Source organism: Salinibacterium sp., from assembly GCF_031364185.1.
GTDB lineage: Bacteria > Actinomycetota > Actinomycetes > Actinomycetales > Microbacteriaceae > Rhodoglobus.
Genome location: NZ_JANLVV010000051.1, coordinates 1 through 24,259, shown reverse-complemented (window position 1 = coordinate 24,259; position 24,259 = coordinate 1). Strand labels below are relative to the sequence as shown.

The window sequence follows — 24,259 nt, the reverse complement described above, 5'->3', positions numbered from 1 at the left end:
CGCAGCGCGGGGGTGGCGGCTGATCAGGGGTTTTGCCCCTCCAACTATTCCTTTGCCCATTCCAGCCTTGGGAATACCCAAAGGAAGGGCCCGACGCTGCCTACAGTCGTTTCGGGCGAGACTCGATCAATTCGGGAATCCGCTGAACATCGTCCCGCAGCGCCAAGCTGTCGTCGATTGAGAGCAGCGACAGAATGGTGATCTCCGTCTTGAGGCGCGCAGCCGCCTCGAGCTTGTGATGGCCGTCCAGCACGAAGTGCATGAGGCCGGAATGCGCGTCGAAGCTATCGAAGGGCTGCGTGCGATCAAGAATGGACAGCGCCAAAATTGTTGGCTTCGCGCCAGAGCGAAGCTGCTGTTCATACCGCGCGACTTGGTCTCGATCGTTCCAGGTGGGCGGGAGCATCGGGACAATGAACTCAAACAGAAAGTCATGGTCGCCAGGCTGCCAACTTCCAGCGCGGTAGTACGGCGTCTTGGGGTACTGCGGTAGTCCCCAGAAGCTATCGATACCCCGATGTGCGACCTGCTCGTGTGCGAAGTAGTCGGACTTCCCCGACGGCATCACCAGCTTCGGCCTTACGGCCAGCAACATCGGGAGGTAAGTCGCGTCTGGGACCAAGAGCGATGCTGCACCAAGAACGTCGTTATCGATCATCGAGAGCCCGGCGTTGAGCCGCGCCTGCAGGTCCTCACTTGACAGTGTGCGATTCGACCCTTCGAGTCGCTCGAAAACGAGAGGGCACGTGCCGCACCAGAAACTCAAGTCGAATGCATCCTTGCCATCGAGTCGCAAGCGGCGAAGACCGGGCCCCTCGCCTGCGGGACGGTCCCTGGCCGGCCGCTCGAAACTCAAAGGTGCATCAGGAGCCCCGAGCTGCATGGGCTCTCCCTGAGAAAGAACACGCGTGGTCGGTGGCATGCCGCAATCCTAGGGTGACAGTATTTCCAGCTGTGATTTATCAGGACACCCCTGACGGATTCGCCTCAACAGATCTCTGACACTTCGGGGCTGGTTGGTCCAGAAACTTCTGGCTCGATGTTTCAGGGATCGTGTCGGTGTCGTTGATGCGGGAGGGACTCGCGATCGTTCGCTGTTCTCCTGATCCGTGGCGGGTGGCAATGACTGTTAGGCCCGATGTCACAATCAAGCAACGTGAGCACCGCGGCCCGCGAGGTTCTGTCATTCTGAGCGGGTCACGCAAATTCTCGAGCGCGTGTCCATATTTAGTGAGCAGTGCGAGAAGAGAGAGGTCGTTCGTGGCGCGTTGGAGCATTGCAACCCTCTCGATCTACTCCGACACGGGCACTTCCGCCCACGTCAGCGCGATGCTCGGTCTCGTACCAAAATCCACTCACGAAAAGGGTGATCGTCACATTGGAAAGACGCAGGAGTTCGCGCCTTACAAACGCTCGATGTGGAGCTATGAACCTGATAAGTCGAAGATCGAGCCCAACGACACTACGGGCTTCGCTGCACTGAGAGCACTCGTCGCCGACATCCGCGACTTGTCCGGTCCCTTGGCCGCTCTTCGTCCCCGATACGACACGATCATCCGCTGGAGTGGGGAAGTCTCCGCTCAAGGCGGTTTCGAGATTGAGGCAAAGCTCATGGCCGATCTGGGAACGCTGGGCTGCGACCTATACGGCACCGCGTACACGGAGTTCGCTAGTGAGGCTGACGATGAGGAAGGTGTCGTCATGGATGACCAACCCGGACCACCCATATCGGCGACTAAATAAACTTCCGTTTCTAGGGATCGACGGGAACCATCGCGCACGCCAGCTTTCGAAATGAGTTGGTTCTGGCCGCGAACCTGCACGAAATATCTCGGAGTAGCGCACCCATACAGCACCAACCGCCGGACGAAACCGTCGATTGTCAGGATGTACTAATACATCAACTGTCAGGGATGTCCTGATGCAGTTTCGTCAGAGATGTCTTGATACACCACGCATCACATTCTCGACAAGAATCTGAGGTTGCCCACACTTTGCCCACAACCGAGGAGCGCCCGCTGATTGCGGGGAGTGCCCAAGGTCACCATAAACCGCTGAATTCCGCGGAAGTTTGGCACGCCTACCTGCTACTTCAGGGGTCCAATTCGCTCTTGTAAAGCGGGGGTCGTCGGTTCGAATCTGCCGCACGACTCCAGGGCACCCACCCACCGTTTCCGGGACCTATGGCAGATGTATGGCACATCCCGCACGGCGTTGGTACTGGCATGCCCCGGCGCTCCGCTGCGTCGTTAGGCGTCAACGCCACGGTCTGCCAATCTCACTGTATGGATCTCGTGCCGACGGCGTACGTACCCCCCAGGGCGTGGACAGTCGCGGCTTGAGTGGACTCTTCTCGCCGCGATCGGCATTCCGATTCTTCTCTGGCACTGCGCTGGTAGAACTGCCTAGTCAATACTGCACATCACTCGGCTGACCTATTCAGGCTCCAACCGCTGGCCAATAACAAACTCATACTCGTGGGCGTTGCATCGTTGCCCGACGAGTAGTCCGAAGCCGACTGCAGAGTCGCCACGCGCTAGGGCTCGACCGCTGAGAACCGCGCCGAGTCGGGCGCGCTGCCGTATGCCAGCACGCCCGACCCCGATCGTTAGAGGCTGTCGAGGATCTTCTTCATGGTGGCGATCTCGGCGGTCTGGCTGTCGATGATCTTCTGGGCGAGCTCCAGTGTGCCTGGGTTTTCGCCCATCTTCAGTTCCATCTCCGCCATCATGATGGCTCCCTGGTGATGAGCCGTCATCTGCGTGAGGAACAAGGATGATGCATCAGCGCCGCTGGCCGCGTCGAGTGCGGCCATGTCGTCATCCGACATCATTCCGCCCATGTCGTGATTCATCCCTCCCATCGATCCGCCCGCGCCCCAGGCATCCAGCCAGGAGTTCATCAGGTCGATTTCGGGACCCTGCGCATCCTTGATCTGCTGGGCCAGTTCGGCGACCCTCGGGTCGATGCCATCCTTGTCCAGAATCATCTGCGACATTTCTACCGCCTGCTCGTGGTGTGGAACCATCCCCATGACAAAGGTCACGTCGGGATTGTTGAACGCCTCAGTAGAGGTGGATGAAGAACCGGGATCGGAGTTCGAGCCCGTATTGCCGACACTGCATCCGGCTAGCGCGATGGTGGTGGCGAGCGCTGCGGCGAGCAGCGTGAGTGTTCGAGTATTCATGGTGATGTCTTTCCTTATGGTCGAGTGAAGTGAGGGGTTCGCCTTTCGGCGAGTGTCTGGATTGCCAGACGGTTGATCACCTTCGACTGAGGGAAAGCATGCTGAGAGAGGGCGGCGACCGTGGAGCCAGGGTGGCGAGCAAGGCTGCTAAAGACCTCGGCAGGGCACCGCTTGATGCCCACCTCGCCCAAGTCACAGGAACCATAAAGAGAAGCATGTAGATCATGAGCGCGAGGACGCACACCATTGCCATGAGGCTGTGGTCCGGCATATTGTGACCCGCGGCACACATGCCGTCGCAGTCATCAGCGGGTGCTGCCGGCGCTGTCTCTGGGGCGCCCGGATGGGTGTGCCCAGACTCCACCATGGCGTGCGTCGAGGTGGACTCGCCAAGAGCGGTGCCTCCCAGAGAACCGGCAGCCAGAGATCCACTAGCCAGGAAGTGCATGGCGAGGATACCGAGCACGATCACAGGAACCGCGACGAGGGCGAGAAGCAGGTATCGAACACTCGGGGGCCGATGAGTCGACGCGAACGGGGATGCAGACATTCGACTCAACTCCTTCCTCGGGTACTCCTCCAGCGTAGATGCCCGATCGGTGCTTGCCCCAGTTTGGAGGCTGACTCCCATTGAACTATACCCCCAGGGGGTATAACCTGACACGATGAGCGAAACGCAGGAGCATCCCGTCGGGCACCATCCCCCACAAACTCACGGGCACGACAGCCACACGGGCCACGCAGATCACGTCGGGCAATTCCGGCGGCTGTTCTGGATCATGCTGGTGATCGCGGTTCCCGTGGTGGCCTTCAGCCCCATGTTCGCCATGCTCCTCGGATACCCGCTTCCCAAATTTGCTCCGGTGGCGTGGATTTCACCCATCCTCGGGACAGTGATGTACGTGTGGGGCGGCCGCCCGTTCCTGGTCGGGGCGGTCTCCGAACTTCGTGCGCGCAAGCCCGGCATGATGCTCCTCATTTCTCTCGCGATCACCGTGGCGTTCCTCGCCTCCTGGGGCGCGAGCCTGGGCATCCTCGACCGGGAACTCGACTTCTGGTGGGAGCTGGCGCTGCTCATCGTGATCATGCTTCTGGGCCACTGGGTCGAGATGCGCTCGCTTGCCCAGACCTCCACCGCGCTGGAATCCCTGGCCGCACTGCTGCCTGATGAGGCAGAACGAGTGGATGGCGATACCGTCACGACCATCGCGCCCTCAGAACTCAGGATCGGGGATGTCACGATCGTGCGTCCGGGGGGACGGGTACCCGCCGATGGAACGGTGATCGAAGGCACGGCGGATGTCGATGAATCCATGATCACCGGGGAGTCCCGTCCTGTGAGCCGGGCGCCCGGATCACACGTCATCGCGGGAACGGTGGCCACGGACATGGCACTCCGGGTCGAGGTCACGGCGGTGGGAGCGGATACCGCGCTGGCGGGCATCCAACGCCTCGTGGCAGAGGCGCAGAACTCCAGTTCACCCGCCCAGCGGATTGCCGACCGGGCGGCGAGCTGGCTGTTCTGGTTTGCGCTCGGCGCCGGAGTCATCACCGCCATTGTGTGGACCCTTGTGGGAAGCCCGAACGATGCCATCGTTCGCACCATCACCGTGCTGGTGATCGCCTGCCCTCACGCGCTCGGGCTCGCTATTCCGCTGGTGGTCGCAATCTCTACCGAAAAGGCAGCCAATGCGGGCGTGCTGGTCAAAGACCGGCTGGCACTGGAGAGTATGCGCACGATCGACACAGTGTTGTTTGATAAGACGGGCACCCTGACCAAGGGCGAGCCTGTTGTCTCGCGAGTGGCCGTCGTGGATGGCGTCGGTGAAGACGACCTCATCCGATGGGCGGCAGCGACGGAGAGCGACAGCGAACATCCTCTCGCCAAGGCAATCGTGCACGAGGCGGGACGGCGCACGCTCACGGTGGCCCGTGCCACAGAGTTTCTGGCCTCGACAGCGGTCGGCGTCTCGGCGTCGGTAGAGGGGCGCTCGATTTCGGTGGGCGGCCCCGCAATGCTGCGAGCACATGGCGCGCAGCCGTTGCCCGTCTCCGAACCGTGGAGCAGTGACGGCGCGATCATCCTCCACGTGCTGGCCGAGGGCAAGGTCATCGGAGCAATCGGCCTCACCGACGAGATTCGCGAAGAGTCCCGGCAGGCTGTGGATGCGTTGCACGAGCTCGGCATCCAGGTCGTCATGATCACGGGTGACGCGGAGGCCGTCGCGACATCGGTCGCGACAGAGCTGGGTATCGACCGGGTTTTCGCCGGGGTGCACCCCGAAGACAAGTCGGCCAAGGTCTCGGAACTCCAGCGGGAGGGCCGCAAGGTCGCCATGGTCGGCGATGGCGTCAACGACGCCCCCGCGCTCGCGCAGGCAGACGTGGGTATCGCCATCGGTGCCGGCACCGATGTGGCGATAGCCTCGGCCGGTGTCATCCTCGCCAGCGACGACCCGCGCTCGGTACTGTCGGTCATTGAGCTCTCGCGGAGGAGCTACAGCAAGATGAAGCAGAATCTATGGTGGGCCGCGGGATACAACCTGATCTCTGTCCCACTGGCGGCCGGGGTGCTCGCGCCGATCGGCTTCGTACTGCCCATGGAGGTGGGCGCGCTGCTCATGTCGGCGTCGACCGTGGTGGTCGCGCTCAACGCCCAGCTATTGCGGAGAATTGACTTACGACCAGGAGCCGTACGCGACCAACCCGCACGTCGCTAGCTGCGGTGGGGGGGTGCCGCCGACCCGGCGGTGAGAGTACCGTGCGCATATGGAAGACACCGATCCCACTATTTCAAACCCCGAATTTTATCGCACCCTCTGGGAAAATGACGATGTGCGCGTGCTGGAGTACCGGGACACTCCCGGGCAGGCGACCACGCCTCACGACCATCCCGCCACTGTCATGGTGACGCTCACCGACTTCGACCGACGCCTCACCAGCGGCGAGCATAGCCGCGATGTGACCCTCGCCGCGGGTAGCGCCGTGTGGCTTCCTGCCCAGTCTCATAGCGGGCTGAATATTGGTCGCACTCCCACGCACACGATCCTCGTGGAATTGAAGAACAGCACGAGCTCTGCTTCGTCGGCGTCATTGGGCCCCGTCACCTAAATAATCTTGGCCGGATTCCGACTATAGGCAGACAGGATAGTTTGAATGCTAAGTTACTTAGATTCTGATGTATGTGCAGCCCTCGAGAACCACGAGGTGTGTGCTGATCCGCACGAAGAGGAGTTCCGGTGTCACAGTTCATCCCGAGAAATAGCCCCACCCAGGTACGTTCACAATTGACGATCGAAAGAATCGAGGCAGCGGCACTCACGGCGATCAACCGGTTTGGCCGCGACCGGTTCAGCACGAGCCACGTCGCCGAGCTCGCGGGAGTGTCAATAGGATCGGTTTACCGATACTTTCCGGATCGGGTTGCCCTGCTCTGGAAGGTCTCACCGGTGCCGGCGAACGTCGTCGAGGCGATAGGCCTCATCAACGGCGCGCTCGACTCCCTGGATGCCCCATCCGACCGGACATCGGACACGCTCCGTGAGACGCTCCTGATGTGCAGGGCGCTGCTCGAATCCCAGGACTCGTTTGCGGAGGCCGGTTCGCAACACTGAGCGCACCGTAGTCGTGTTCAGCCGGCGAGACACCGCGGTTCCCATGGAGCCCCGGACGAGGTTCCCCGTCGGCAGCACGAATGTCTGGGTGCCACACTGAGGTAACTGGGAAGGGTGCACAGTGACGGCTTCTGAGGCGACCATGGGCACCGAGGGCGGCACCACCCTCGTCATCGGCGAAGCCCTGATGGATGTGGTGGTCACGGCGGACGGGTCACGGGAGTACCCCGGAGGCAGTCCCATGAATGTGAGCGCGGGGCTCGCACTGCTCGAGGTTCCCACCACATTCCTGACCAGGCTGGGCGCTGACGATCGCGGCAATCGAGTGCGCCAGCGGCTTGATGACGCCGGGGTGACCCTCGCCGCCGGTTCGGTGGATCAGCTCGCGACGTCGACGGCGACAGCGACCATCGATGCGTCGGGAGCGGCGAGCTACCAATTCGATGTCGAATGGAATCTGCCTCCGGAGGTGAATCCTCACGGGGTGAAACATCTGCATTTTGGCTCGATCGCGGCCCTTCTCTCTCCCGGTGCCGCGAAGGTCGAACAGTGGGTCGAGGCCGTTCGTGCCTCAGCTACGGTGAGCTATGACCCGAACATCCGGCCGCAATTTCTCGCCGACCGTCACGCCACGCTTGACGCGGTGCGCAGGCACGTTTCGGCCAGCGACGTCGTGAAGGCCAGCCTTGAGGATGTGCACTGGCTGTGTCCTGGTCGCACGGCAGCCGAAGTGGCAGTCGAATGGATGTCCCGGGGGCCGTCACTGGTTGTCGTGACCGACGGCGCGAACGGCGCCGTGGCGGCCTGCACGGCGGGGATGGTGACGATTGCCGCCCTCAGCGTGCCGGTGGCAGACACCATTGGCGCCGGTGATGCGTTCATGTCGGGGCTCATCGCGGCCCTGGGCGAGCGCGGTTATCTCGGCACCGGGCGTGCGTTGCTCAAGAACATCCCTCTCGACATTGTGACGGATGTCGCGAACAGTGCGACCCTGTGCGCGGCGCTGACCGTCGGCAAGAGCGGAGCGACGCCGCCTACTCTCGCTGAGCTGCATGCGGTGAACCCGGCGTAAATGCTGCGAGTCAGCTATGGTGCAGGACCTGGACTTGGCCTGGGTAGTTGTGGCACCGTCGCGGCGTGTTGCTCAAATGTCGTCGAGCCACGCCATATCCACTGGCCTGCTAGCCATCGCCATCGCCGCACCACCGTCCCGATTGTGGATGTGAATCGCACTGAGTGGCGTCACGAGAACGCTGACCGTATTGCGGCCTTCCGCGCGGACATCGACGAATCCTCCCCCGCCGAGTGCGACGACTTCCAGTGCGGCCTTCGTCGCGATGAGCTCCTCGACGGTCGACAGTCGAAACTGGGATCCGTTTATCGTCAGCAGATGCATTAAAACCTCTCGGTGCGAAGTCGCAATACTGTGGTGTGAATTCGGGTAATTCAGCTTTTAAGCTTCTCAATTATCAAGCTACATGCATCCGATGTAAAGGGCTCGACAAACAAACCCCGGCGTGTATCTTACGAGCCCGGACGCTACTTGCTCGTTACCGCTGACAGAGACTCGGTCGTTTTCTCAAGCAGGGTGATGAACTGCCGAAGCTCGGGCAGCGAAGCAGTCGACAGGGCTTCGGTGATCGCATCGTGGAAGCCTTCCTTACCCGACTCGATCACCGCTCTACCTCGAGGTGTTGCCCGAAGCAGCAGGCTCCGTCGATCCTCGGGGTTCGGCACACGCTCCAGGTGCCCGCTGGTCACCAGGCGATCCGAGATTGCCGTCACGGCACCCGTGGTGATGTCGAGAGAAAGCGAAAGATCCTTCGGTGTGAGCTGGCCCGCGTCCGACACCCGCGCCAGCGCCTTGAAGTCAGTATCTGCAAAGCCCGCCCGAACCGCGACCGCGTCACGAAAATTCTCCACAACTCGAACGACGCTGACGAGCCGCGCCGACGCATCGACGATTGCCTGTTCTCTGGTGCTTGCGCTCACTCGTCTTCTTTCGCCTGGGTGGGGCCACCGGGTGGCCCGGTTGACAACGTCGTCCGCGCCGAGGGCACAGCGTCACGTTCTGAATCGTATGCCGAGGGAGCCGGCTACCGTGTCAACCACACGTGGTGCACCATGGATACATGCCACTGTCGAGTCTGCGCCATGTCGGCGTCCAATCCGGGATCGGTGCCGCGATCCTGTTCGGCGCGGGCACCCCCTTTGCAAAGATCCTGCTCGGATCGACCAGCCCGTGGATGCTCGCTGGACTGCTCTACCTAGGGTCCGGTCTCGGGCTGGGGCTGTACCGCCTCATCGCCAGAGCTCGCCGTCCGCACCTGGCCCGCCCTGAGATCCTTCCCCTCGTGGGAGCGATCGGCTTCGGTGGCGTGCTGGGGCCCGTGCTGCTGATGTTCGGACTCGCGAACATGCCGGCGACCGGGGCATCCCTGCTTCTGAATGCCGAGGGCGTGTTCACGGCCCTGCTGGCCTGGTTCGTATTCCGGGAGAACTTCGATCGTCGGATTGCGATCGGGATGGCCGTGATCGTCGCTGGTGCGGTTGTCCTCAGCATCCCCACGGGCGCCGAACTCGGGTCGGCGTGGCCCGCGCTCGCCATCCTCGCGGCATGCCTGTGCTGGGGCATCGACAATAACCTCACCCGAAAGATCTCGCTCACGGATGCCACCTGGCTCGCGGCCGTGAAGGGAGGTGTTGCCGGGCCGGTGAACCTGACGATCGCACTGCTGCTCGGGAGCCAGGTTCCGGCGCTGCCGAGTGTTGCCGCAGCGATGATCGTCGGATTCTTCGCCTACGGCGTAAGCCTGGTGCTGTTCATCGTGGCGATGCGGCATCTGGGAACCGCCCGGGCCGGAGCGTACTTCTCTGTTGCCCCCTTCTTCGGCGCCGTGCTCGCGATCGCGTTGGGGGCATCCATCACGATCCCCCTGGTGATCGCCGCGGCCCTGATGGCCGTCGGGGTCTGGTTGCACCTGAGCGAGCGCCACGAGCATGAGCACACGCACGACGCCATCGTCCACGAGCACTGGCACACTCACGACGAACATCACCAGCACCCTCACGATGAACCTGTTGCTGTCGGGCTGCGTCACCGCCACGAGCACTCTCACGAGCCGATGACACACGAGCACGAGCACTACCCGGACGCCCACCACCGCCACGGGCACTGAACCATCCCGTCTCTACATGCGAAAACCCCCGGGCAACAGTGTCGACCGGGGGCTTCCTGCCAGAGGTGGTCAGCAGCAGATGCAGCCTTCGGCGCATCCCGCTGTGCAGCAACTGGTGTCACAACATTCCGTCATGGTCGCCTCCTCTCCGTCCGTGGTAGGCGGGCGGTCTAGCCGGGTGCTGTGCAGCGGCCCGGAACGTCTCATGAGGTTGATCTGCCACGTGAGCGTGGGCCGTGACAGCCCAGCAGTGCGTGGTCAGCTCGTTTCCACTGTACTCCGACTGATATCTCGACTGCGAGGGCCGGGGACAAAGACGATCGCCCTCGTCACGTACCGATGTGCGTGACGACGGTGACCGCCGAATCGATCGGAGCTACGGGGTTGCGGTCGGCGTGGGCGTGGGCGTGGAGCTCTCGTTGAAGTCGGCGCCGGCGGCCTGGAGCACAAATGCCTGGAAGGAGGCGAGATCCGAGACCGAGCCTTCGTACTTGAGTCCGTTGACGATCACGGTGGGCGTTCCTTCCACCTTCGTGATGTTCGCGGTGGGGATCGGCCCGTTCAGCGCACGCGCGGTCGAGGCGTTCACCCAGCCCTTGAACTTCTGGTCGGTGATGCACGTGGAGATGTCACTGGCGGCATCCACCTTCGCCTGCGTGGTGAACTTGATGAGCTCATCGTCGCTCAGCCCGACTGAGTTCTCGGCGGGTTGATTCATGAACATCCGAGTGTTGAAGTCGTAGAACTGGTCGGGAGAGTAGTTGGCGACGCACGCGGCCGCGTTCGCTGCCCTGGTCGAGTATTTGGTGCCCTGCGACAGTCGATCCAGGATGGTGATCGGGTGCGTCTCGACGGTCGTCTTCCCGTTTTCGATGAGGCTGGCGATGTACTCACCGTTGGTCTTCTCAAAGTCTCCGCAGACCGGGCAGAGATAGTCGACGTAGACCTGGATATCCAGGACCCCGGATGCCTCGTCCCGAACATTCGGCACCGGATCGGCATCCGGCTTCAGTGCCGGGGTCACGGTGGCGATGTTGCCCTGACCAACCTGGATTCCGTCGCTGGCCATGTTGCGAGGGCCAGGACCCACCGGACGGACCGAGTTGACGAGCACCAGCGCGATGATGGCCGCGACCGCGAGGACTGCGAGGATAATCCCGCCTTGAAGGAGGAACTTCGTGCGTTGATCCTTCTTCTTCTGTTCGACGCGAAGAATCCGGGCCTTTTCGCGGGCGGCTTCACGTTTCTCGTTCTTCGAGAGCCGGCTGTGGCTTGGTGTGCCGTTGGTCAATCGATCCTCATTCATCAGGGCGGTAGCTGCACACCGAGAACGGCATGCCTGTCGAATTGTACGAGGGATCGCTGGAAAAAGCCCAACTCCGGCCGCCGCGACCCTGCTTCGGGTGTCATACTGATGGGCGGTGGCACAGTCATCTCATCCATTCACTAAGGATCGTCCGGCACGTACCTGCCGGTGAAGGAGCAATAAAACTCATGGCATCAGTTACGTTCGACAAGGCAACCCGCCTCTACCCTGGCTCGACCAAGCCGGCAGTAGATGCCCTCGATCTCTCGGTCGCCGACGGCGAATTCCTCGTGTTGGTCGGCCCCTCGGGGTGCGGCAAGTCGACAAGCCTTCGCATGCTCGCGGGCCTCGAAGAGGTCAACGAAGGCAACATCCTGATCGGCGACCGCAACGTCACCGACGTACCACCGAAAGACCGAGACATTGCGATGGTCTTCCAGAACTACGCGCTGTACCCGCACATGACGGTGGCCGAGAACATGGGCTTCGCGCTCAAAATCGCGGGCATCAACAAAGACGAGCGCGCCTCCCGCGTGCTCGAGGCGGCCAAGCTTCTCGACCTCGAGCCCTACCTCAGCCGCAAGCCGAAGGCGCTTTCCGGCGGCCAACGCCAGCGCGTCGCCATGGGTCGCGCGATCGTGCGCCAGCCCCAGGTGTTCCTCATGGACGAGCCGCTGTCGAACCTCGACGCCAAGCTGCGGGTTCAGACCCGCACCCAGATCGCGTCGCTCCAGCGTCGACTCGGCGTCACCACGGTCTATGTCACCCACGACCAGACCGAGGCGCTGACCATGGGCGACCGCATCGCTGTGCTGAAGGATGGCGTGCTACAGCAGGTCGGAACCCCTCGCGACCTGTACGAAGCGCCGCAGAACGTCTTCGTCGCTGGCTTCATCGGAAGCCCAGCAATGAACCTGTTCGACGCCGACCTCGTCGACGGAGGCCTCAGGTTCGGAACCGCCACTGCCGCTGTCGACCGTGATGTGTTCAGCAACACCCAGGCGAAGACGGTGACCATCGGAATCCGCCCCGAAGACGTCAAGGTCTCCAACACCGGCGAGGGCCTCGCGGTCGACGTCGACCTGGTCGAAGAGCTCGGCGCCGACGGTTACCTCTACGGCCACACCGAGATCAGTGGCAACCGCGTCGACATCGTCGCCCGAGTCGACGGCCGCAGCCACCCGAACGCGGGCGATAAGGTCTTCATCACCCCGGAGCCCAACCACATCCACGTGTTCGAAACAGAGTCCGGCCTTCGCCTCAGCAAGGCTGTCGCCGTAGCGTAGGCAGCCATCCGTGATCGAGCCTGTCGGGTTTCTCGACAGGCTCGATCCGTTTTAAGGACACCATGAGCGGCTCACTCAACATCACCGCGGCCACCGTCGACCCCGCCCTGCTCGACCTGCCCTGGTCGCTTCCGCTGGAGATCTGGCCCGAAGACACCATCGCGGCCCTCCCCAAGGGCATTTCGCGCCACCTCGTGCGGTTCGTGAACCTTAGCGGCTATGTGGTCGCCATCAAAGAGACCTCCGCAGAGCTTGCCCGCAAAGAGTACGACATGCTGCGAAACCTGCAGCGACTCGACATTCCCTGCGTCGACCCACTCGCCGTGATCACCAATCGAAGCACGGCCGAGGGCGATGCGCTCGAATCCGTGTTGGTCACGCGACACCTGCGATTCTCGCTGCCCTACCGCGCCGTCTACTCGCAGAGCCTGCGACCGGAGACGGCAACACGGCTGGTCGATGCGCTCGCCGTACTACTGGTGCGACTGCACATCGTCGGCTTCTTCTGGGGTGACGTGTCGCTCTCGAACACCCTGTTCCGTCGTGACGCTGGCGCGTTCGCGGCCTACCTCGTCGACGCCGAAACCGGCCAACTTTATTCGAGTCTCTCGAACGGCCAGCGTGAAAACGACCTGGAGATCGGGCGGATCAACATTGCCGGCGAACTCCTTGACCTGCAGGCCGGCGGACGTCTTGACGAAGACATCGATCCCGTCGAGATCAGCAACGGCATCGTGGCCCGGTATCGCACCCTCTGGAAGGAACTGACCGCCTCCGAGGAGTTTGACCAGTCCGAGCGCTGGCGCATCAACCGGCGCGTCGAACGGCTCAACGATCTCGGGTTCGACATCGAAGAGCTCGCCATCAAGACCGATGAGAGCGGCACCCAGGTGCGCATCCAGCCCAAGGTCGTGGATGCCGGCCATCACTCACGTCGGCTGTTGCGCCTCACCGGGCTTGACGCCGAGGAGAACCAGGCGCGCAGGCTGCTCAATGACCTCGACTCGTATCGAGCCGCCTTCGCGAAACAGGATCTCGACGAGGAGGTTGTGTCACACGAGTGGGTTGCGCAAGTGTTTGAGCCGGTGATCCGCGCCATCCCGAGAGAGATGAAGGGCAAGCTGGAGCCGGCCGAGATCTTCCACCAGCTGCTCGACCACCGGTGGTACCTGTCGCAGAACCAGAGCCGGGACGTCCCGCTCGCCGAAGCGGTATCGAGCTATGTCGATACGGTGCTGGCCCACCGTCGCGACGAGGCGACCATGATCGACCCCCCGACGGGAACCCTGACGCTGCCTATCGCTATCGTGGACGAGGACGACTGGCGTTCGAAGGTGTAGTCAGGCAATTCCCCACTATTCTCGAAGCATGGCTATTGCGACGATCAACCCCGCCACTGGCGTCACCGAGAAGACCTTCGAACCGCACGATGCGCAGGAAGTCGAGCGCCGCATCGCGCTGGCCGATGCCGCGACCAGGGCGATGCGAACCACCAGTTTCGACGACCGCGGACGGTGGATGAGCGCTGCCGCCGACCTGCTTGAGGCCGAAGCCGAAGAGATCGCCAGGATCATGACCGTCGAGATGGGCAAGCCGCTGGCCCAGGCGAAGAGCGAGGCGCTGAAATGCGTCAAGGGCATGAGGTTCTACGCGGCCCACGCCGCGGATTTTCTCGCCGATGAGGAGCTCCCCGATGCGACCGTCGTGAACGCGTCCAGGGCGTGGACGGTCTATCAGCCCCTCGGTGCCGTGCTTGCCGTCATGCCGTGGAACTACCCGCTGTGGCAGGTGGTTCGATTTGCCGCTCCCGCCCTGATGGCCGGCAACTCCGGGCTACTGAAGCACGCTTCGAATGTGCCACAGTCTGCGCTGTACCTCGACACCCTCTTTACCCGCGGCGGCTTCCCCGAGGGCGCGTTCTCGACCCTGCTCATCGGATCGAAAGAGGTCGCGGCAATTCTCCAGGACCCGAGGGTGAAGGCGGTGACTCTCACCGGTTCCGAGCCCGCCGGTCGCGAGGTCGCGGCTAACGCCGGCAGCCAGATCAAAAAGGCCGTGCTCGAGCTGGGCGGCTCAGACCCGTTCATCGTCATGCCGAGCGCCGACATTGCCAAGGCCGTCGACGCGGCCGTGACCGCTCGCGTGCAGAACAACGGGCAGTCGTGCATCGCCGGCAAGCGTTTCATCGTGCACGCCGACGTCTACGACCAGTTTGCCGAGCTCTTCGCCTCGAAACTGAGCGCGCTGGTGATCGGTGATCCGATGGATGCCACCACCCAGGTCGGACCGTTGGCCACCGAATCCGGGCGTGACGAACTCGCGGAACTCGTCGACGATGCCGTGAAGCACGGCGCCACGATCCTGGCGGGAGGCTCCGCCCCCGACCGCGCGGGATGGTACTACGCTCCGACCCTGGTCGCCGACCTGCACGAGGGGATGCGGCTCGTCATGGAGGAGGCGTTCGGCCCCGTGGCATCCCTCTATCGCGTCGAATCCCGCGAAGAAGCCGTCGAGATCGCAAACCAGACCACGTTCGGCCTGAGTTCTGCCGTGTGGACGACCGACGCCGATGACGAGGACTTTTTCATTGAGGCGGTCGATGCCGGCGCGGTATTCATCAATGGGATGACGATCTCGTACCCAGAGCTGCCCTTCGGTGGCATCAAGGCCTCGGGCTATGGTCGCGAGTTGGCTGCCGCCGGTATCCGCGAATTCTGCAATCTCAAGACGGTGTGGAAGGGCTAGAGCGCGCCCTTTTAGGTGCCAGGGCGTACGCGGATACTGGGGCGCAGCGGCCGATCAGCCCGCTACGCCCAGGGCGAGCCCCAGGAGCCCAGACGCGGCGACCGCAAGCCCTGCTCCCGTGAGCTGGAGGCGGGTCATCCGTTCCCCGCCCACGAGGCGGGCGAGAAGCAGGGTCGCCAGCGGGTAGAGCCCGATCAGCACGGACACTACCGCCAGGCTGCCAGACTGCAAAGCGGCGATCACCGCGGCATTCGCGATGCCCAACAGCACGCCGGCCACGAGCGCCGCCGCCATGCTGCGTGGTCGCGACCCTTCGACGACCTCGGTGCCGCCAACATCCCGCAGAAAAATCCGGATCGGGGACGCCACGCGACTGACGACGACCACAACCCCCAGCAGCCCCAGGCCGACCACGATCTCGACCAGCCCGGCGATCGACCCCGAGTTGGCGGGAACGCGATCGAGCGCGATGACGGATGACCCGAGCGAGACCCCCGCGACGGTCGACAGTATCGCCGCCCGAACGGTCAGGCGCCGACCGCCCTCGCGAGGCTGCGACGAGATGAGCAGCGCGCTCACCAGCGCGAGGGCAACCCCTATCCAGGCCAATGGCGCGAGCACCTCCCCGAGCAGGACGGACGCGAAAACCGGAACAGCGGAACCCAGCACGGCGATGAGTGGGGAGGCCAGGCTCATCGGCCCGACCGCCATCGCCGCATAGAAGGTGACGAAGCCAACCACGGCACCGACGCCCGCAATCGCGCCCCAGAACACCACGGGAGATGACCAGGTGCCCCCGGTCACCAGCACCAGGAGGGCAAGGGTGACGCTGGCGGAGGCGTAGCTGAGCACCGTGGTCGGAATCACGCGCAACCGCATCGCCGCGGTACCGCCGAGGAAGTCGGAGATGCCATACGACAATGCCGCGATAAGCGCGAAGATCACAGCGAAGCCCATGCCTCAACCCTAGGATGCCCACCTGATGATCCCGCGCCGTGGGGGCCTGGGTCCCGGGCTACTTGCGCCTGCTCGCCGCCCGCAGTTTCGAGATCTCGTACAGGGTCACGCTGGTGGCGATTCCGGCGTTGAGCGACTCGGTGCCCGAGCTGATCGGGATCGACACCACGGCGTCACAGTTCTCCGTCACCAGCCGCGAGAGCCCTTTGCCCTCGCTGCCGACGACGATCAGCACGGGCTCGCGTGCGAGCTGCAGATCGGGCAGCATCGTGTCGCCGCCACCGTCGAGGCCGAGCACGAAGACGCCCTGCTCCTTGAAGGCCTTGATCGTCTGGGTCAGGTTCGACGCCATCGCCACCGGAGTGCGCGCCGCAGCCCCGGCGGAGGTCTTCCAGGCCGAGGCGGTGAGCCCCACAGACCTGCGCTGGGGCACGATGACACCCTGGCCGCCGAACGCTGCGACCGACCGGATGATCGCCCCCAGGTTGCGCGGGTCGGTGATGCCATCCAGCGCGACGAAGAGCGGCACCTGGCCCCGCGATACCGTCTTCTCGAGTAGCTCCATCGGATGCGCGTATTCGTACGGTGGAACCTTTAGCGCCACGCCCTGGTGCACCGAATCGAAACCGGCGAGCCGATCAAGCTCCGGTCGCATGACCTCCAGCATCGGGATGCCACGGCTCGTCGCGATCTGGAGGATCTCTTTCACGCGATCGTCGAACTCGATGCGCGCGGCCATGTACAGCGTCGTCACGGGAATTTTGGCCCGAAGCGCCTCGAGCACCGAGTTGCGGCCCGTCACCATCTCGGACTCGTCACTGGATTTCGGGCTGCGGCGGGTTTGCGGGCGCTGTGGCGCCGAGGCATCCGGAGCCTTCTTCCGACCGCCGGCCGCCTCAAACCTCTCGTTCGCGGCCTTACGCTTTCCCGCAGGATGGTACGGGCGATCAACGGCCTTCGGCGTGGGCTTCTTGCCCTCGAGCGCCTGGCGCCCCTGCCCGCCCGAGCCGACCTGGGGGCCCTTTCGTCCCTTGCGAACGGCGCCGGCGCGCGGCTTATTTCCTGGGCTCTTCATTGCTGTTGCTCCTTTGCGAAGCGCTGCGCGATCACGGCAGGCTCCAGTGAGATCCGGTAGCGCCATCTTCGACGGCGATGCCCGCAGCGGCAAGTTCATCACGGATCCGGTCTGCCGCTGCGAAGTCTTTGGCCGCGCGTGCGGCGTTGCGATCGACGATCAGCGTCTCGACGAGGGAGGCCAGTGCCCGCTCGGAGGGGGTCGCTCGAGCGTCGCGCCACTGTGGCGAGAGCGGATTGATGCCGAGCACCTCGCTCATCGCGAGCACCTCGCCACGGGCATCCGCGACGGCGCGGAGGTCACCGTTGTCGAGAGCGGCGTTGCCGGCGCGCACGGTCTCGTGCAGCACGCCCAGCGCCTGCGGCACGGCGAGGTCGTCATCCATCGCCGCCGCGAACTCCTCGGGGACGATCTCGACCCCGCTGCCGGCGAACCTGGTCGAATCGAGTCTGCGATCGGCGCGGGTGAGAAAAACCTCCACCCGATCTAGAGCGGCCTCGGCCTCGGCCAGCGAGCCGTCGTGAAAGTCGATGGTCGACCGGTAATGGGCGGCACCGAGAAAGTACCTCGCCACAATGGGGCGGGCCAGCCGTAGAAATTCGGCGGCGAAGAAGGAGTTGCCGAGTGACTTCGACATTTTCTGCCCGTTGGTGTTGACGAGGCCGTTGTGCACCCAGTACGTGGCAAAATCGTCGCCCGCCGCCGTCGACTGCGCGAGCTCGTTCTCGTGATGCGGGAAGCGCAGGTCGAGCCCTCCCCCGTGGATGTCGAACGCGGCACCGAGGTATCGCCTCGACATCGCGGAGCACTCGATGTGCCAGCCGGGGCGACCGGCACCCCACGGCGACGGCCACGATGCATCCTCGGGCTCGTCGGCTTTATGGCCCTTCCAGAGCGCAAAGTCCCTCGGGTCGCGCTTGGCCCTGGGGTCGGTGTCGGCGGCCGCCACCGTGTCGTCGGGCTTCTGCCGCGTGAGCGAACCGTAGGCCGGCCAACTTGCCGTATCGAAATAGACGTCGCCCGAGGCATCCACTGCCGCATAGGCATGGCCGTTGTCGATGAGGCGCTGGATCATCTCGCGCATCTCGCCGATGGACGCCGTCGCACGCGGCTCGTAGGTCGGCGCGAGAATGCCCAGCGCCGAGTAGCCGGCGGTGAACTCGAGCTCGAACCGGTAGGCGAGCGCCCACCACGGCTCGGAGCCCCGAGCGGTGCCTGCCTGAGCCTGCGGCTGCACCGCCGCGGGAGTTGCCGCGCTGGCCGACGCCAGGATTTTGTCGTCGATGTCAGTGACGTTGCGCACCAGCGTCACGTGGTAGCCGCGGTAGGTGAGCCAGCGACGCCACAGATCGTAGACGAGGGCCGAGCGCAGGTGGCCGATGTGCGGGCTCGACTGCACGGTGGGTCCACAGACGTAGATGCCCACCTGACCCTCGACTCGAGGGACGAAGTCGACCTCGGCCTGCCGCCGGGAATCGTAAATCCGCACTGTCACTGCTCGAGTTTAGCGATTCGACTGCACCAGCGCGGTCGCGATCACCGCGACACCCTCAGACCGGCCGGTGAATCCAAGCCCGTCGGTGGTCGTGGCGGCCACACTGACGGGGGCGCCGACCAGGGCGGTGAGGTGGCGTTCGAGTTCGATGCGCCTCGAACCGAGCCGTGGATGCCTCGCCACAAGTTGCACCGAGACGTTGCCGACCGCGAACCCGGCCGCGCCCACCAGCGCCACCGTCTCGGCAATAAACACGTCGCCGTGGGCGCCAGCGAACCGAGGATCATCCGTGCCGAAGTGCCCACCGATGTCGCCGAGGCCGGCCGCGGAGAGCAGCGCGTCGCACAGGGCATGGCACAGGGCATCGCCATCGGAGTGGCCCGCAAGCCCGACCTCGTCGGGCCAATAGAGGCCGCCCAGCCACAGTGGCTGGGTCTCGTCGTAGGCGTGAACGTCCATGCCAACGCCGGTGCGGAACGTCGCACCAAATCCGAGCATTCGTTCCGCGCGCTGCAGATCCCAGGGGGTGGTGATCTTGAAGGCGCGCGCGTCGCCCTCGACGGTCTCGACCCGGTGGCCAGCGGCCGAGAACAGGGCCGCGTCGTCGGTGAATTCCTGGGTGGCGGCGGCATAGGCCGCGTCGAGTTCGGCCCGCGGGAATCCCTGCGGGGTTTGCCCGTGCACGAGCGCGTCGCGGTCGACGGTCTCGATCACGGTGAGGCTCTCGACGCGCTTGATCGTGTCGCTCACCGGCAGGCTGGGGATGATGCCGACCACCCCGATCCGCACAGCGCGGGTGACCCGATCGAAGCACTCTCCGGGGGTCAATGCTCGCGCCGCGTCATGCACGAGCACGATGTCGACATCGCTGTTCAGTACCGCGAGGCCTGCTGCCACAGATGCCTGCCGGTATTCGGCTCCGACCACGACTGAAACTGCGCCGGATGCCGCACCGGCGGCCCGCGCGGAAATCTCCCGCGCCAACTCGAGGTGTGATCGCGGCGCGACCACCACCACCTGTGCGGGTTCGACGGACCGGAACACCCCCCCGAGCGCATGCTCGAGGATGGTGATGCCGTTCAGCGCGACAAACGCCTTCGGTTCCGAACCGCCCAGGCGCGTTCCGCTGCCCGCGGCCACCACGATGATTCCGATCACGCTGTGCCAATCACGCTGTGTCGATCACGCTGTGTCGATTACCGGCGTTCTAGCTGACGCGGTATCGACCGCGTTTAGGAGGCCAGAACCTCGTCGAGCACGTTCGAGGCTTTCTCTTCGTCCGTCTTCTCGGCGAGCGCGAGTTCAGAGATCAGAATCTGGCGAGCTTTGGCTAGCATGCGCTTCTCACCCGCAGAAAGTCCGCGGTCCTGGTCGCGGCGCCACAGGTCACGAACCACCTCGGAGACCTTGATGACATCTCCCGATGCAAGCTTCTCCAGGTTCGCCTTGTAGCGGCGAGACCAGTTGGTCGGCTCCTCGGTGAACGGTGCGCGCAGCACTTCAAACACCTTGTCGAGCCCCTCCTTGCCGATCACGTCACGAACGCCGACGAGGTCGACGTTGTCGGCGGGCACCTCAATCGTCAGGTCACCCTGGGTGACGTTGAGTTTCAGGTAGAGCTTTTCTTCGCCCTTGATGGTCCTCTTCTTCACCTCTGTGATGGTTGCAGCACCGTGATGGGGATAAACGACGGTTTCGCCGACCTCAAACAACATGAATAGGGGTCCTTTCGAAGACCACCAGTTTACCATAGCTATTTCCCAGTAAGGGTTGCCTTACCATTCCGCTCTCCCCGGCAGAAGATAAGCTTGGCTGGTGAATGTTCGCACCCCCGTCACCCGCGCCGTGGCATCCATCGTCCTGGCCGCCGCCGTGCTCACGGGATCGGCCGGTTGCACCTTTTTCGCCACCCAGGCAACGCTGATCCAGTACGACCCGAGCAATGGCGTCGGCGCCACCGTGGGCGATGTGAAGGTGCGCAATGCGATTGCCCTCATCAGCGATGACGGCAAGGCAGTGAGTCTGCTGGTGACGCTGGTCAATACGGGGCGGAAGGACGTTTCCGTCACCCTGCAGTATGAATCCGGCGGCGAGAAGCGCACAGACCTTAAGGCGGTCGCGGGCGGAGAAGCGGCGTCATTCGGCAACGTCGTGGGCGAAGACCAGATCATTGTGCTGAACCCGGGAGTCGAAGCCGGTGCGCTGTTCCCGGTGTATGTGCAGTACGGAGAATTCGAGGGAAAGCAACTCATGGTTCCCGTGCTTGAGGCGACCGGCACCTACGAAGAGCTGAAGCCGGAAGACGTTCTGCGCTAGCACGTGCCTCCCGAAGCAACAGCGCTAGCTTTCCCTAGGCGGTAGCCGCACCGCCTCCCGAAGCGGCAGCGGCGCTAATTCTCGAAGCGATACCCCAGCCCCCGCACCGTCACCAGCATGGTCGGGTCTGACGGGGTCTTCTCGATCTTGGAGCGGATGCGTTTGATGTGCACATCGAGGGTCTTGGTGTCACCGAAATAGTCGGCGCCCCAAACCCGGTCGATGAGCTGCCCGCGCGTAAGCACGCGACCGGAATTGCGTAGCAACAGTTCGAGCAGCTCGAACTCTTTGAGCGGCATGGCGGTGACGACCCCATCCACTGCCACGGTGTGGCGCTCGATATCCATGCGCACGGTGCCAGCCTCGAGAACGGCATCGCCGTCGCTGTCTGTCTCGACGCGGCGACGCAGCACGGCTCGGATGCGCGCCAACAGTTCGCGTGTGGAGTATGGCTTCGTTACGTAGTCGTCGGCACCCAACTCGAGCCCGACGACAATGTCCACCTCGCTGTCTTTCGCGGTCAGCATGATGATCGGAACGCTGGACCGTGACCGCAACTCTCGGCATACCTCGGTGCCGGGCAGGCCGGGCAGCATCAGGTCGAGCAGCACGAGGTCGGCGCCGGCACGGTCGAACTCAGCCACGGCGGCGAGGCCGTCTTCGGCGATCTCAGTCTCGTACCCCTCGCGCCCAAGCAGGTATGCGAGCGGCTCGCTCAGCGATGATTCGTCTTCGACGATCAGGATCCTGGTCACTTGCTCGCTCCCTGCTGAATGGATGCTGCGCCGATTGCTTCGGGCAGCCGGATGGTGAAGGTGGAGCCGTTTCCCGGCTGCGACCACACTCGCACGTCGCCGCTGTGGTTCTGGGCGACGTGTTTGACGATGCTCAGGCCGAGGCCCGAGCCACCGGTGATGCGGCTGCGAGCAGGGTCGCCGCGGAAGAAGCGCTCGAATACGCGGTCGATTTCGTCGGCGGGGATGCCCGCGCCCTGGTCGGTAACCGCGATCTCGACGACGCCATCGCGGCTGCTCACACCAACCCCCACTCTCGATCGCTTGGGTGAATACTGGATCGCGTTGGCGATGAGGTTGTGCAGCGCGGTGACGAGCAGGGCTTCGTCGCCGTACACCTGTGCTCCGGACTTTGCCTTCGTCACAAGTTGCACTCCGTCCGATTCTGCCGCGACACGATTCTGGTCGATGGCCATCGCCACCACGTGATCGATGTCGACCAGCTCGGCTTCGGAGAGGGCATCCGTCGACTGCAGGCGCGACAGTTCGATGATTTCCTGTGTGATGCGGGCGAGGCGTTCAGATTCTTTCGTCAAGCGCTTCGCAAAACGCTTGACCTGTTCAGGTTCGCTGGAGGCGCTGACGAGGGCTTCGGCGAGCAGCCCGACGGCGCCGATCGGGGTTTTGAGTTCGTGGCTGATGTTGGCAATGAAGTCGCGGCGCATCTCGTCGAGCCTGAACGACTCGGTGCGGTCTTCGGCGAGCAACAGGATGTAGCGGGCGCCGAGGCGGGCCACTCTAACAAAGAGGAACAGGTTGGCATCGCCGAAAGGTCCGCGACTGAGGTGCAGCTCCTGGGTGACCGGTTGGCCGTCGCGTCGCACCCTATCGACGATGTCGGAGAGTTGTGGATGCACGAGCTGGCCATTCGCGACAAGACCGAAGGTGAACGCCCCGGGTGAGGCCTTTACGACGTTGTTGGACGGGTCTATCACGGCGGCCGCAGACTCGAGTGCCTCAATGACCTGGTCGACGCCATCCGGAACAGCGGAGCTTGTCACCGACACGGCGGTCTGGCCGCGATGAAGCGCGATGAGCACGATGGCGAAGACGCCGGAGCCCAGAAGGATGCCGAATGCCAGTGCGGCTGGCACCAGCCACTGGGAGTCCATAGCGACTAGATTAGTTACATCTCACCGGGGACGAGTGTCTTCGACCTCGTGACCGCTCTACTTCAGAAGATGTTCAGGCCCGGAACACCGGCTGTTAACCTGGCGCGACCAGTCTGGGGTTGGTCCGTGTAGGTGGGCTTGGTCCGTGCGAGTGAGCTTTGCGTGTGGAACTTTTCGGGTGAACCCCGGCTAGAGCATGAAACGTGTGGGCATGACCCGCAATGAAGGGACCAGAGGAAACGTGCGAGAAGTATTTCAGCAGGAACTGCGTGAGGTGCAGGATCGCCTCGTCGAGATTTCAACTCTTGTGGCGATGTCTATCGAGAACGCGACCCGCGCTTTCAACGAGTCTGATGTCACCCTCGCCGAAACGGTGATTGCCGATGACGACAAGATTGACGCGGCGGCGCTCGCTCTCGACGAACTGGCGATCAACATTCTGGCTCGGCAGCAGCCGGTGGCTCGCGATCTGCGTATCGTCGTGAGTGCTTTGCGAATCAGCGCATCTCTGGAGCGGATGGGCGATCTCGCGGAACACATCGCACAGCTCGCGCGCTACCGCTTTCCTGACAAGGTTGTTCCGAAATCGCTGCGGTCAACGTTTGCCGAGCTCGGCGCTCTGGATGTCGCAATTGCCCGCAAATTGGTCGAACTTCTCACCACCGAAGATGTGCGTCTTGCCGAGGAGATCCGCAACGACGACGACAAGATCGACGCCCTACACCTGAGCGTGTTCGACAAGGTGCTCGGCGAAACCTGGAAGGGCGCTGCTGTCGACACCGTGGATGCCACTCTGGCGTCGCGCTATCACGAGCGATTCGCGGATCACGCTGTCTACATCGCCAAGAAGGTCCAGTACTTGGCAACCGGCGACTGGGTTGCACCCGAGTTGTAGCTAGTTCCTGGATGGCTCGGACGGGACCTCTCGCTTCGCTGACTGGCGCGCGGGGCTTGGCCCACGATGGCAAAGGCTCCCGCTGGACCGGGTTCTCCCGCTGGACCGGGTTCTCCCGCTGAACCGGCACCGCCCGGCCGGGCAGGGTTATCCGGTGTTGCGGAGGGGGCTTTTGGGGTGCATTTGGGTGGGTTGTTGTGTTGCGCTGTTGTGGGTGGGTGGTGTGAGCCAGTGTGTGCCGTCTTTTCGGGCGTCGATGGTCCATCCGTTGGTGTGGAGTTGCATGTGGTGGAATCGG

At 63.5% G+C, this 24,259-nt stretch carries 24 protein-coding genes; 11 read left to right on the top strand and 13 right to left on the bottom strand.

Annotated elements, in window-relative coordinates; all coding sequences use genetic code 11:
* Nucleotides 1-100: 100 nt before the first annotated feature.
* Nucleotides 101-922, bottom strand: coding sequence for a hypothetical protein (locus RMN95_RS02670; RefSeq protein WP_309615416.1), 822 nt, complete (start codon nucleotides 920-922; stop codon nucleotides 101-103).
* Nucleotides 923-1,260: 338 nt separating this feature from the next.
* Between RMN95_RS02670 and RMN95_RS02665 the strand changes: the two genes are divergently transcribed.
* Nucleotides 1,261-1,743, top strand: coding sequence for a DUF4279 domain-containing protein (locus RMN95_RS02665; RefSeq protein WP_309615415.1), 483 nt, complete (start codon nucleotides 1,261-1,263; stop codon nucleotides 1,741-1,743).
* 865 nt (nucleotides 1,744-2,608) lie between these two features.
* Here RMN95_RS02665 and RMN95_RS02660 read toward each other — a convergent pair.
* Nucleotides 2,609-3,187, bottom strand: a complete 579-nt coding sequence (locus tag RMN95_RS02660; RefSeq protein ID WP_309615414.1) for a DUF305 domain-containing protein — start codon at nucleotides 3,185-3,187, stop codon at nucleotides 2,609-2,611.
* A 76-nt stretch (nucleotides 3,188-3,263) separates the two neighbouring features.
* A complete protein-coding gene (locus tag RMN95_RS17080) occupies nucleotides 3,264-3,737 on the bottom strand; it encodes a DUF6153 family protein (protein ID WP_397545229.1) in 474 nt (157 codons plus the stop codon).
* 115 nt (nucleotides 3,738-3,852) lie between these two features.
* Here RMN95_RS17080 and RMN95_RS02655 point away from each other — a divergent pair, with 115 nt between their 5' ends.
* From RMN95_RS02655 to RMN95_RS02640, 4 genes are all read left to right on the top strand, one after another.
* Nucleotides 3,853-5,907, top strand: a complete 2,055-nt coding sequence (locus RMN95_RS02655; protein ID WP_309615413.1) for a heavy metal translocating P-type ATPase — start codon at nucleotides 3,853-3,855, stop codon at nucleotides 5,905-5,907.
* A 49-nt stretch (nucleotides 5,908-5,956) separates the two neighbouring features.
* Nucleotides 5,957-6,298, top strand: a complete 342-nt coding sequence (locus RMN95_RS02650; RefSeq protein ID WP_309615412.1) for a cytoplasmic protein — start codon at nucleotides 5,957-5,959, stop codon at nucleotides 6,296-6,298.
* A 128-nt stretch (nucleotides 6,299-6,426) separates the two neighbouring features.
* Entirely contained in the window at nucleotides 6,427-6,801 is a 375-nt protein-coding gene (locus RMN95_RS02645) for a TetR/AcrR family transcriptional regulator (RefSeq protein ID WP_309615411.1), read from the top strand.
* Between the two features lie 121 nt (nucleotides 6,802-6,922).
* Complete coding sequence (locus RMN95_RS02640) at nucleotides 6,923-7,873, top strand: carbohydrate kinase (RefSeq protein ID WP_309615410.1); 951 nt, start codon at nucleotides 6,923-6,925, stop codon at nucleotides 7,871-7,873.
* Between the two features lie 72 nt (nucleotides 7,874-7,945).
* On the opposite strand, the gene RMN95_RS02635 is transcribed toward RMN95_RS02640, so the two are convergent.
* Both RMN95_RS02635 and RMN95_RS02630 read right to left on the bottom strand, forming a co-directional pair.
* A complete protein-coding gene (locus RMN95_RS02635) occupies nucleotides 7,946-8,197 on the bottom strand; it encodes a hypothetical protein (RefSeq protein WP_309615409.1) in 252 nt (83 codons plus the stop codon).
* A 143-nt stretch (nucleotides 8,198-8,340) separates the two neighbouring features.
* Nucleotides 8,341-8,793 carry a MarR family transcriptional regulator gene (locus RMN95_RS02630; RefSeq protein ID WP_309615408.1) on the bottom strand — a complete coding sequence of 151 codons (453 nt, stop codon included), beginning with the start codon at nucleotides 8,791-8,793 and terminating at the stop codon, nucleotides 8,341-8,343.
* A gap of 140 nt (nucleotides 8,794-8,933) precedes the next feature.
* Between RMN95_RS02630 and RMN95_RS02625 the strand changes: the two genes are divergently transcribed.
* Nucleotides 8,934-9,980 (top strand): EamA family transporter, encoded by a 1,047-nt coding sequence (locus tag RMN95_RS02625; RefSeq protein WP_309615407.1) that lies wholly within the window; start codon nucleotides 8,934-8,936, stop codon nucleotides 9,978-9,980.
* Between the two features lie 376 nt (nucleotides 9,981-10,356).
* Here RMN95_RS02625 and RMN95_RS02620 read toward each other — a convergent pair whose 3' ends face one another.
* Nucleotides 10,357-11,286 carry a thioredoxin domain-containing protein gene (locus RMN95_RS02620; RefSeq protein WP_309615406.1) on the bottom strand — a complete coding sequence of 310 codons (930 nt, stop codon included), beginning with the start codon at nucleotides 11,284-11,286 and terminating at the stop codon, nucleotides 10,357-10,359.
* Nucleotides 11,287-11,474: 188 nt separating this feature from the next.
* Here RMN95_RS02620 and RMN95_RS02615 point away from each other — a divergent pair, with 188 nt between their 5' ends.
* The 3 genes from RMN95_RS02615 to RMN95_RS02605 all read left to right on the top strand — a co-directional run bounded on the left by RMN95_RS02615 (nucleotide 11,475) and on the right by RMN95_RS02605 (nucleotide 15,317).
* Nucleotides 11,475-12,572: a sn-glycerol-3-phosphate ABC transporter ATP-binding protein UgpC gene (locus RMN95_RS02615; RefSeq protein ID WP_309615405.1), complete on the top strand. Its 1,098-nt coding sequence runs from the start codon at nucleotides 11,475-11,477 to the stop codon at nucleotides 12,570-12,572.
* A 62-nt stretch (nucleotides 12,573-12,634) separates the two neighbouring features.
* Nucleotides 12,635-13,912 carry a DUF4032 domain-containing protein gene (locus RMN95_RS02610; protein WP_309615404.1) on the top strand — a complete coding sequence of 426 codons (1,278 nt, stop codon included), beginning with the start codon at nucleotides 12,635-12,637 and terminating at the stop codon, nucleotides 13,910-13,912.
* A 28-nt stretch (nucleotides 13,913-13,940) separates the two neighbouring features.
* The gene (locus tag RMN95_RS02605) at nucleotides 13,941-15,317 is read left to right on the top strand and encodes an NADP-dependent succinic semialdehyde dehydrogenase (RefSeq protein ID WP_309615403.1); all 1,377 of its coding nucleotides are present in this window, start codon (nucleotides 13,941-13,943) and stop codon (nucleotides 15,315-15,317) included.
* 54 nt (nucleotides 15,318-15,371) lie between these two features.
* Here RMN95_RS02605 and RMN95_RS02600 read toward each other — a convergent pair whose 3' ends face one another.
* The 5 genes from RMN95_RS02600 to RMN95_RS02580 form a co-directional block, all read right to left on the bottom strand.
* Nucleotides 15,372-16,274 (bottom strand): DMT family transporter, encoded by a 903-nt coding sequence (locus RMN95_RS02600; protein WP_309615402.1) that lies wholly within the window; start codon nucleotides 16,272-16,274, stop codon nucleotides 15,372-15,374.
* A gap of 58 nt (nucleotides 16,275-16,332) precedes the next feature.
* Nucleotides 16,333-17,349 carry a 23S rRNA (guanosine(2251)-2'-O)-methyltransferase RlmB gene (rlmB, locus tag RMN95_RS02595; RefSeq protein ID WP_309615401.1) on the bottom strand — a complete coding sequence of 339 codons (1,017 nt, stop codon included), beginning with the start codon at nucleotides 17,347-17,349 and terminating at the stop codon, nucleotides 16,333-16,335.
* A 31-nt stretch (nucleotides 17,350-17,380) separates the two neighbouring features.
* Complete coding sequence (gene cysS, locus RMN95_RS02590) at nucleotides 17,381-18,844, bottom strand: cysteine--tRNA ligase (RefSeq protein WP_309615400.1); 1,464 nt, start codon at nucleotides 18,842-18,844, stop codon at nucleotides 17,381-17,383.
* 9 nt (nucleotides 18,845-18,853) lie between these two features.
* Nucleotides 18,854-20,002 carry a 2-C-methyl-D-erythritol 4-phosphate cytidylyltransferase gene (ispD, locus tag RMN95_RS02585; protein ID WP_309615399.1) on the bottom strand — a complete coding sequence of 383 codons (1,149 nt, stop codon included), beginning with the start codon at nucleotides 20,000-20,002 and terminating at the stop codon, nucleotides 18,854-18,856.
* 74 nt (nucleotides 20,003-20,076) lie between these two features.
* The gene (locus RMN95_RS02580) at nucleotides 20,077-20,559 is read right to left on the bottom strand and encodes a CarD family transcriptional regulator (protein WP_309615398.1); all 483 of its coding nucleotides are present in this window, start codon (nucleotides 20,557-20,559) and stop codon (nucleotides 20,077-20,079) included.
* A 100-nt stretch (nucleotides 20,560-20,659) separates the two neighbouring features.
* On the opposite strand from RMN95_RS02580, the gene RMN95_RS02575 reads away from it, so the two are divergent.
* Nucleotides 20,660-21,160: a hypothetical protein gene (locus RMN95_RS02575; RefSeq protein ID WP_309615397.1), complete on the top strand. Its 501-nt coding sequence runs from the start codon at nucleotides 20,660-20,662 to the stop codon at nucleotides 21,158-21,160.
* A gap of 74 nt (nucleotides 21,161-21,234) precedes the next feature.
* Here RMN95_RS02575 and RMN95_RS02570 read toward each other — a convergent pair whose 3' ends face one another.
* Both RMN95_RS02570 and RMN95_RS02565 read right to left on the bottom strand, forming a co-directional pair.
* Nucleotides 21,235-21,915 (bottom strand): response regulator transcription factor, encoded by a 681-nt coding sequence (locus RMN95_RS02570; protein ID WP_309615396.1) that lies wholly within the window; start codon nucleotides 21,913-21,915, stop codon nucleotides 21,235-21,237.
* Nucleotides 21,912-23,066, bottom strand: coding sequence for an ATP-binding protein (locus tag RMN95_RS02565; protein WP_309615395.1), 1,155 nt, complete (start codon nucleotides 23,064-23,066; stop codon nucleotides 21,912-21,914). The genes RMN95_RS02570 and RMN95_RS02565 overlap by 4 nt, the downstream gene beginning before the upstream one ends.
* A 241-nt stretch (nucleotides 23,067-23,307) precedes the next feature.
* Here RMN95_RS02565 and phoU point away from each other — a divergent pair, with 241 nt between their 5' ends.
* The gene (gene phoU / locus RMN95_RS02560; protein ID WP_309615417.1) at nucleotides 23,308-23,961 is read left to right on the top strand and encodes a phosphate signaling complex protein PhoU; all 654 of its coding nucleotides are present in this window, start codon (nucleotides 23,308-23,310) and stop codon (nucleotides 23,959-23,961) included.
* Nucleotides 23,962-24,259 lie beyond the last annotated feature (298 nt).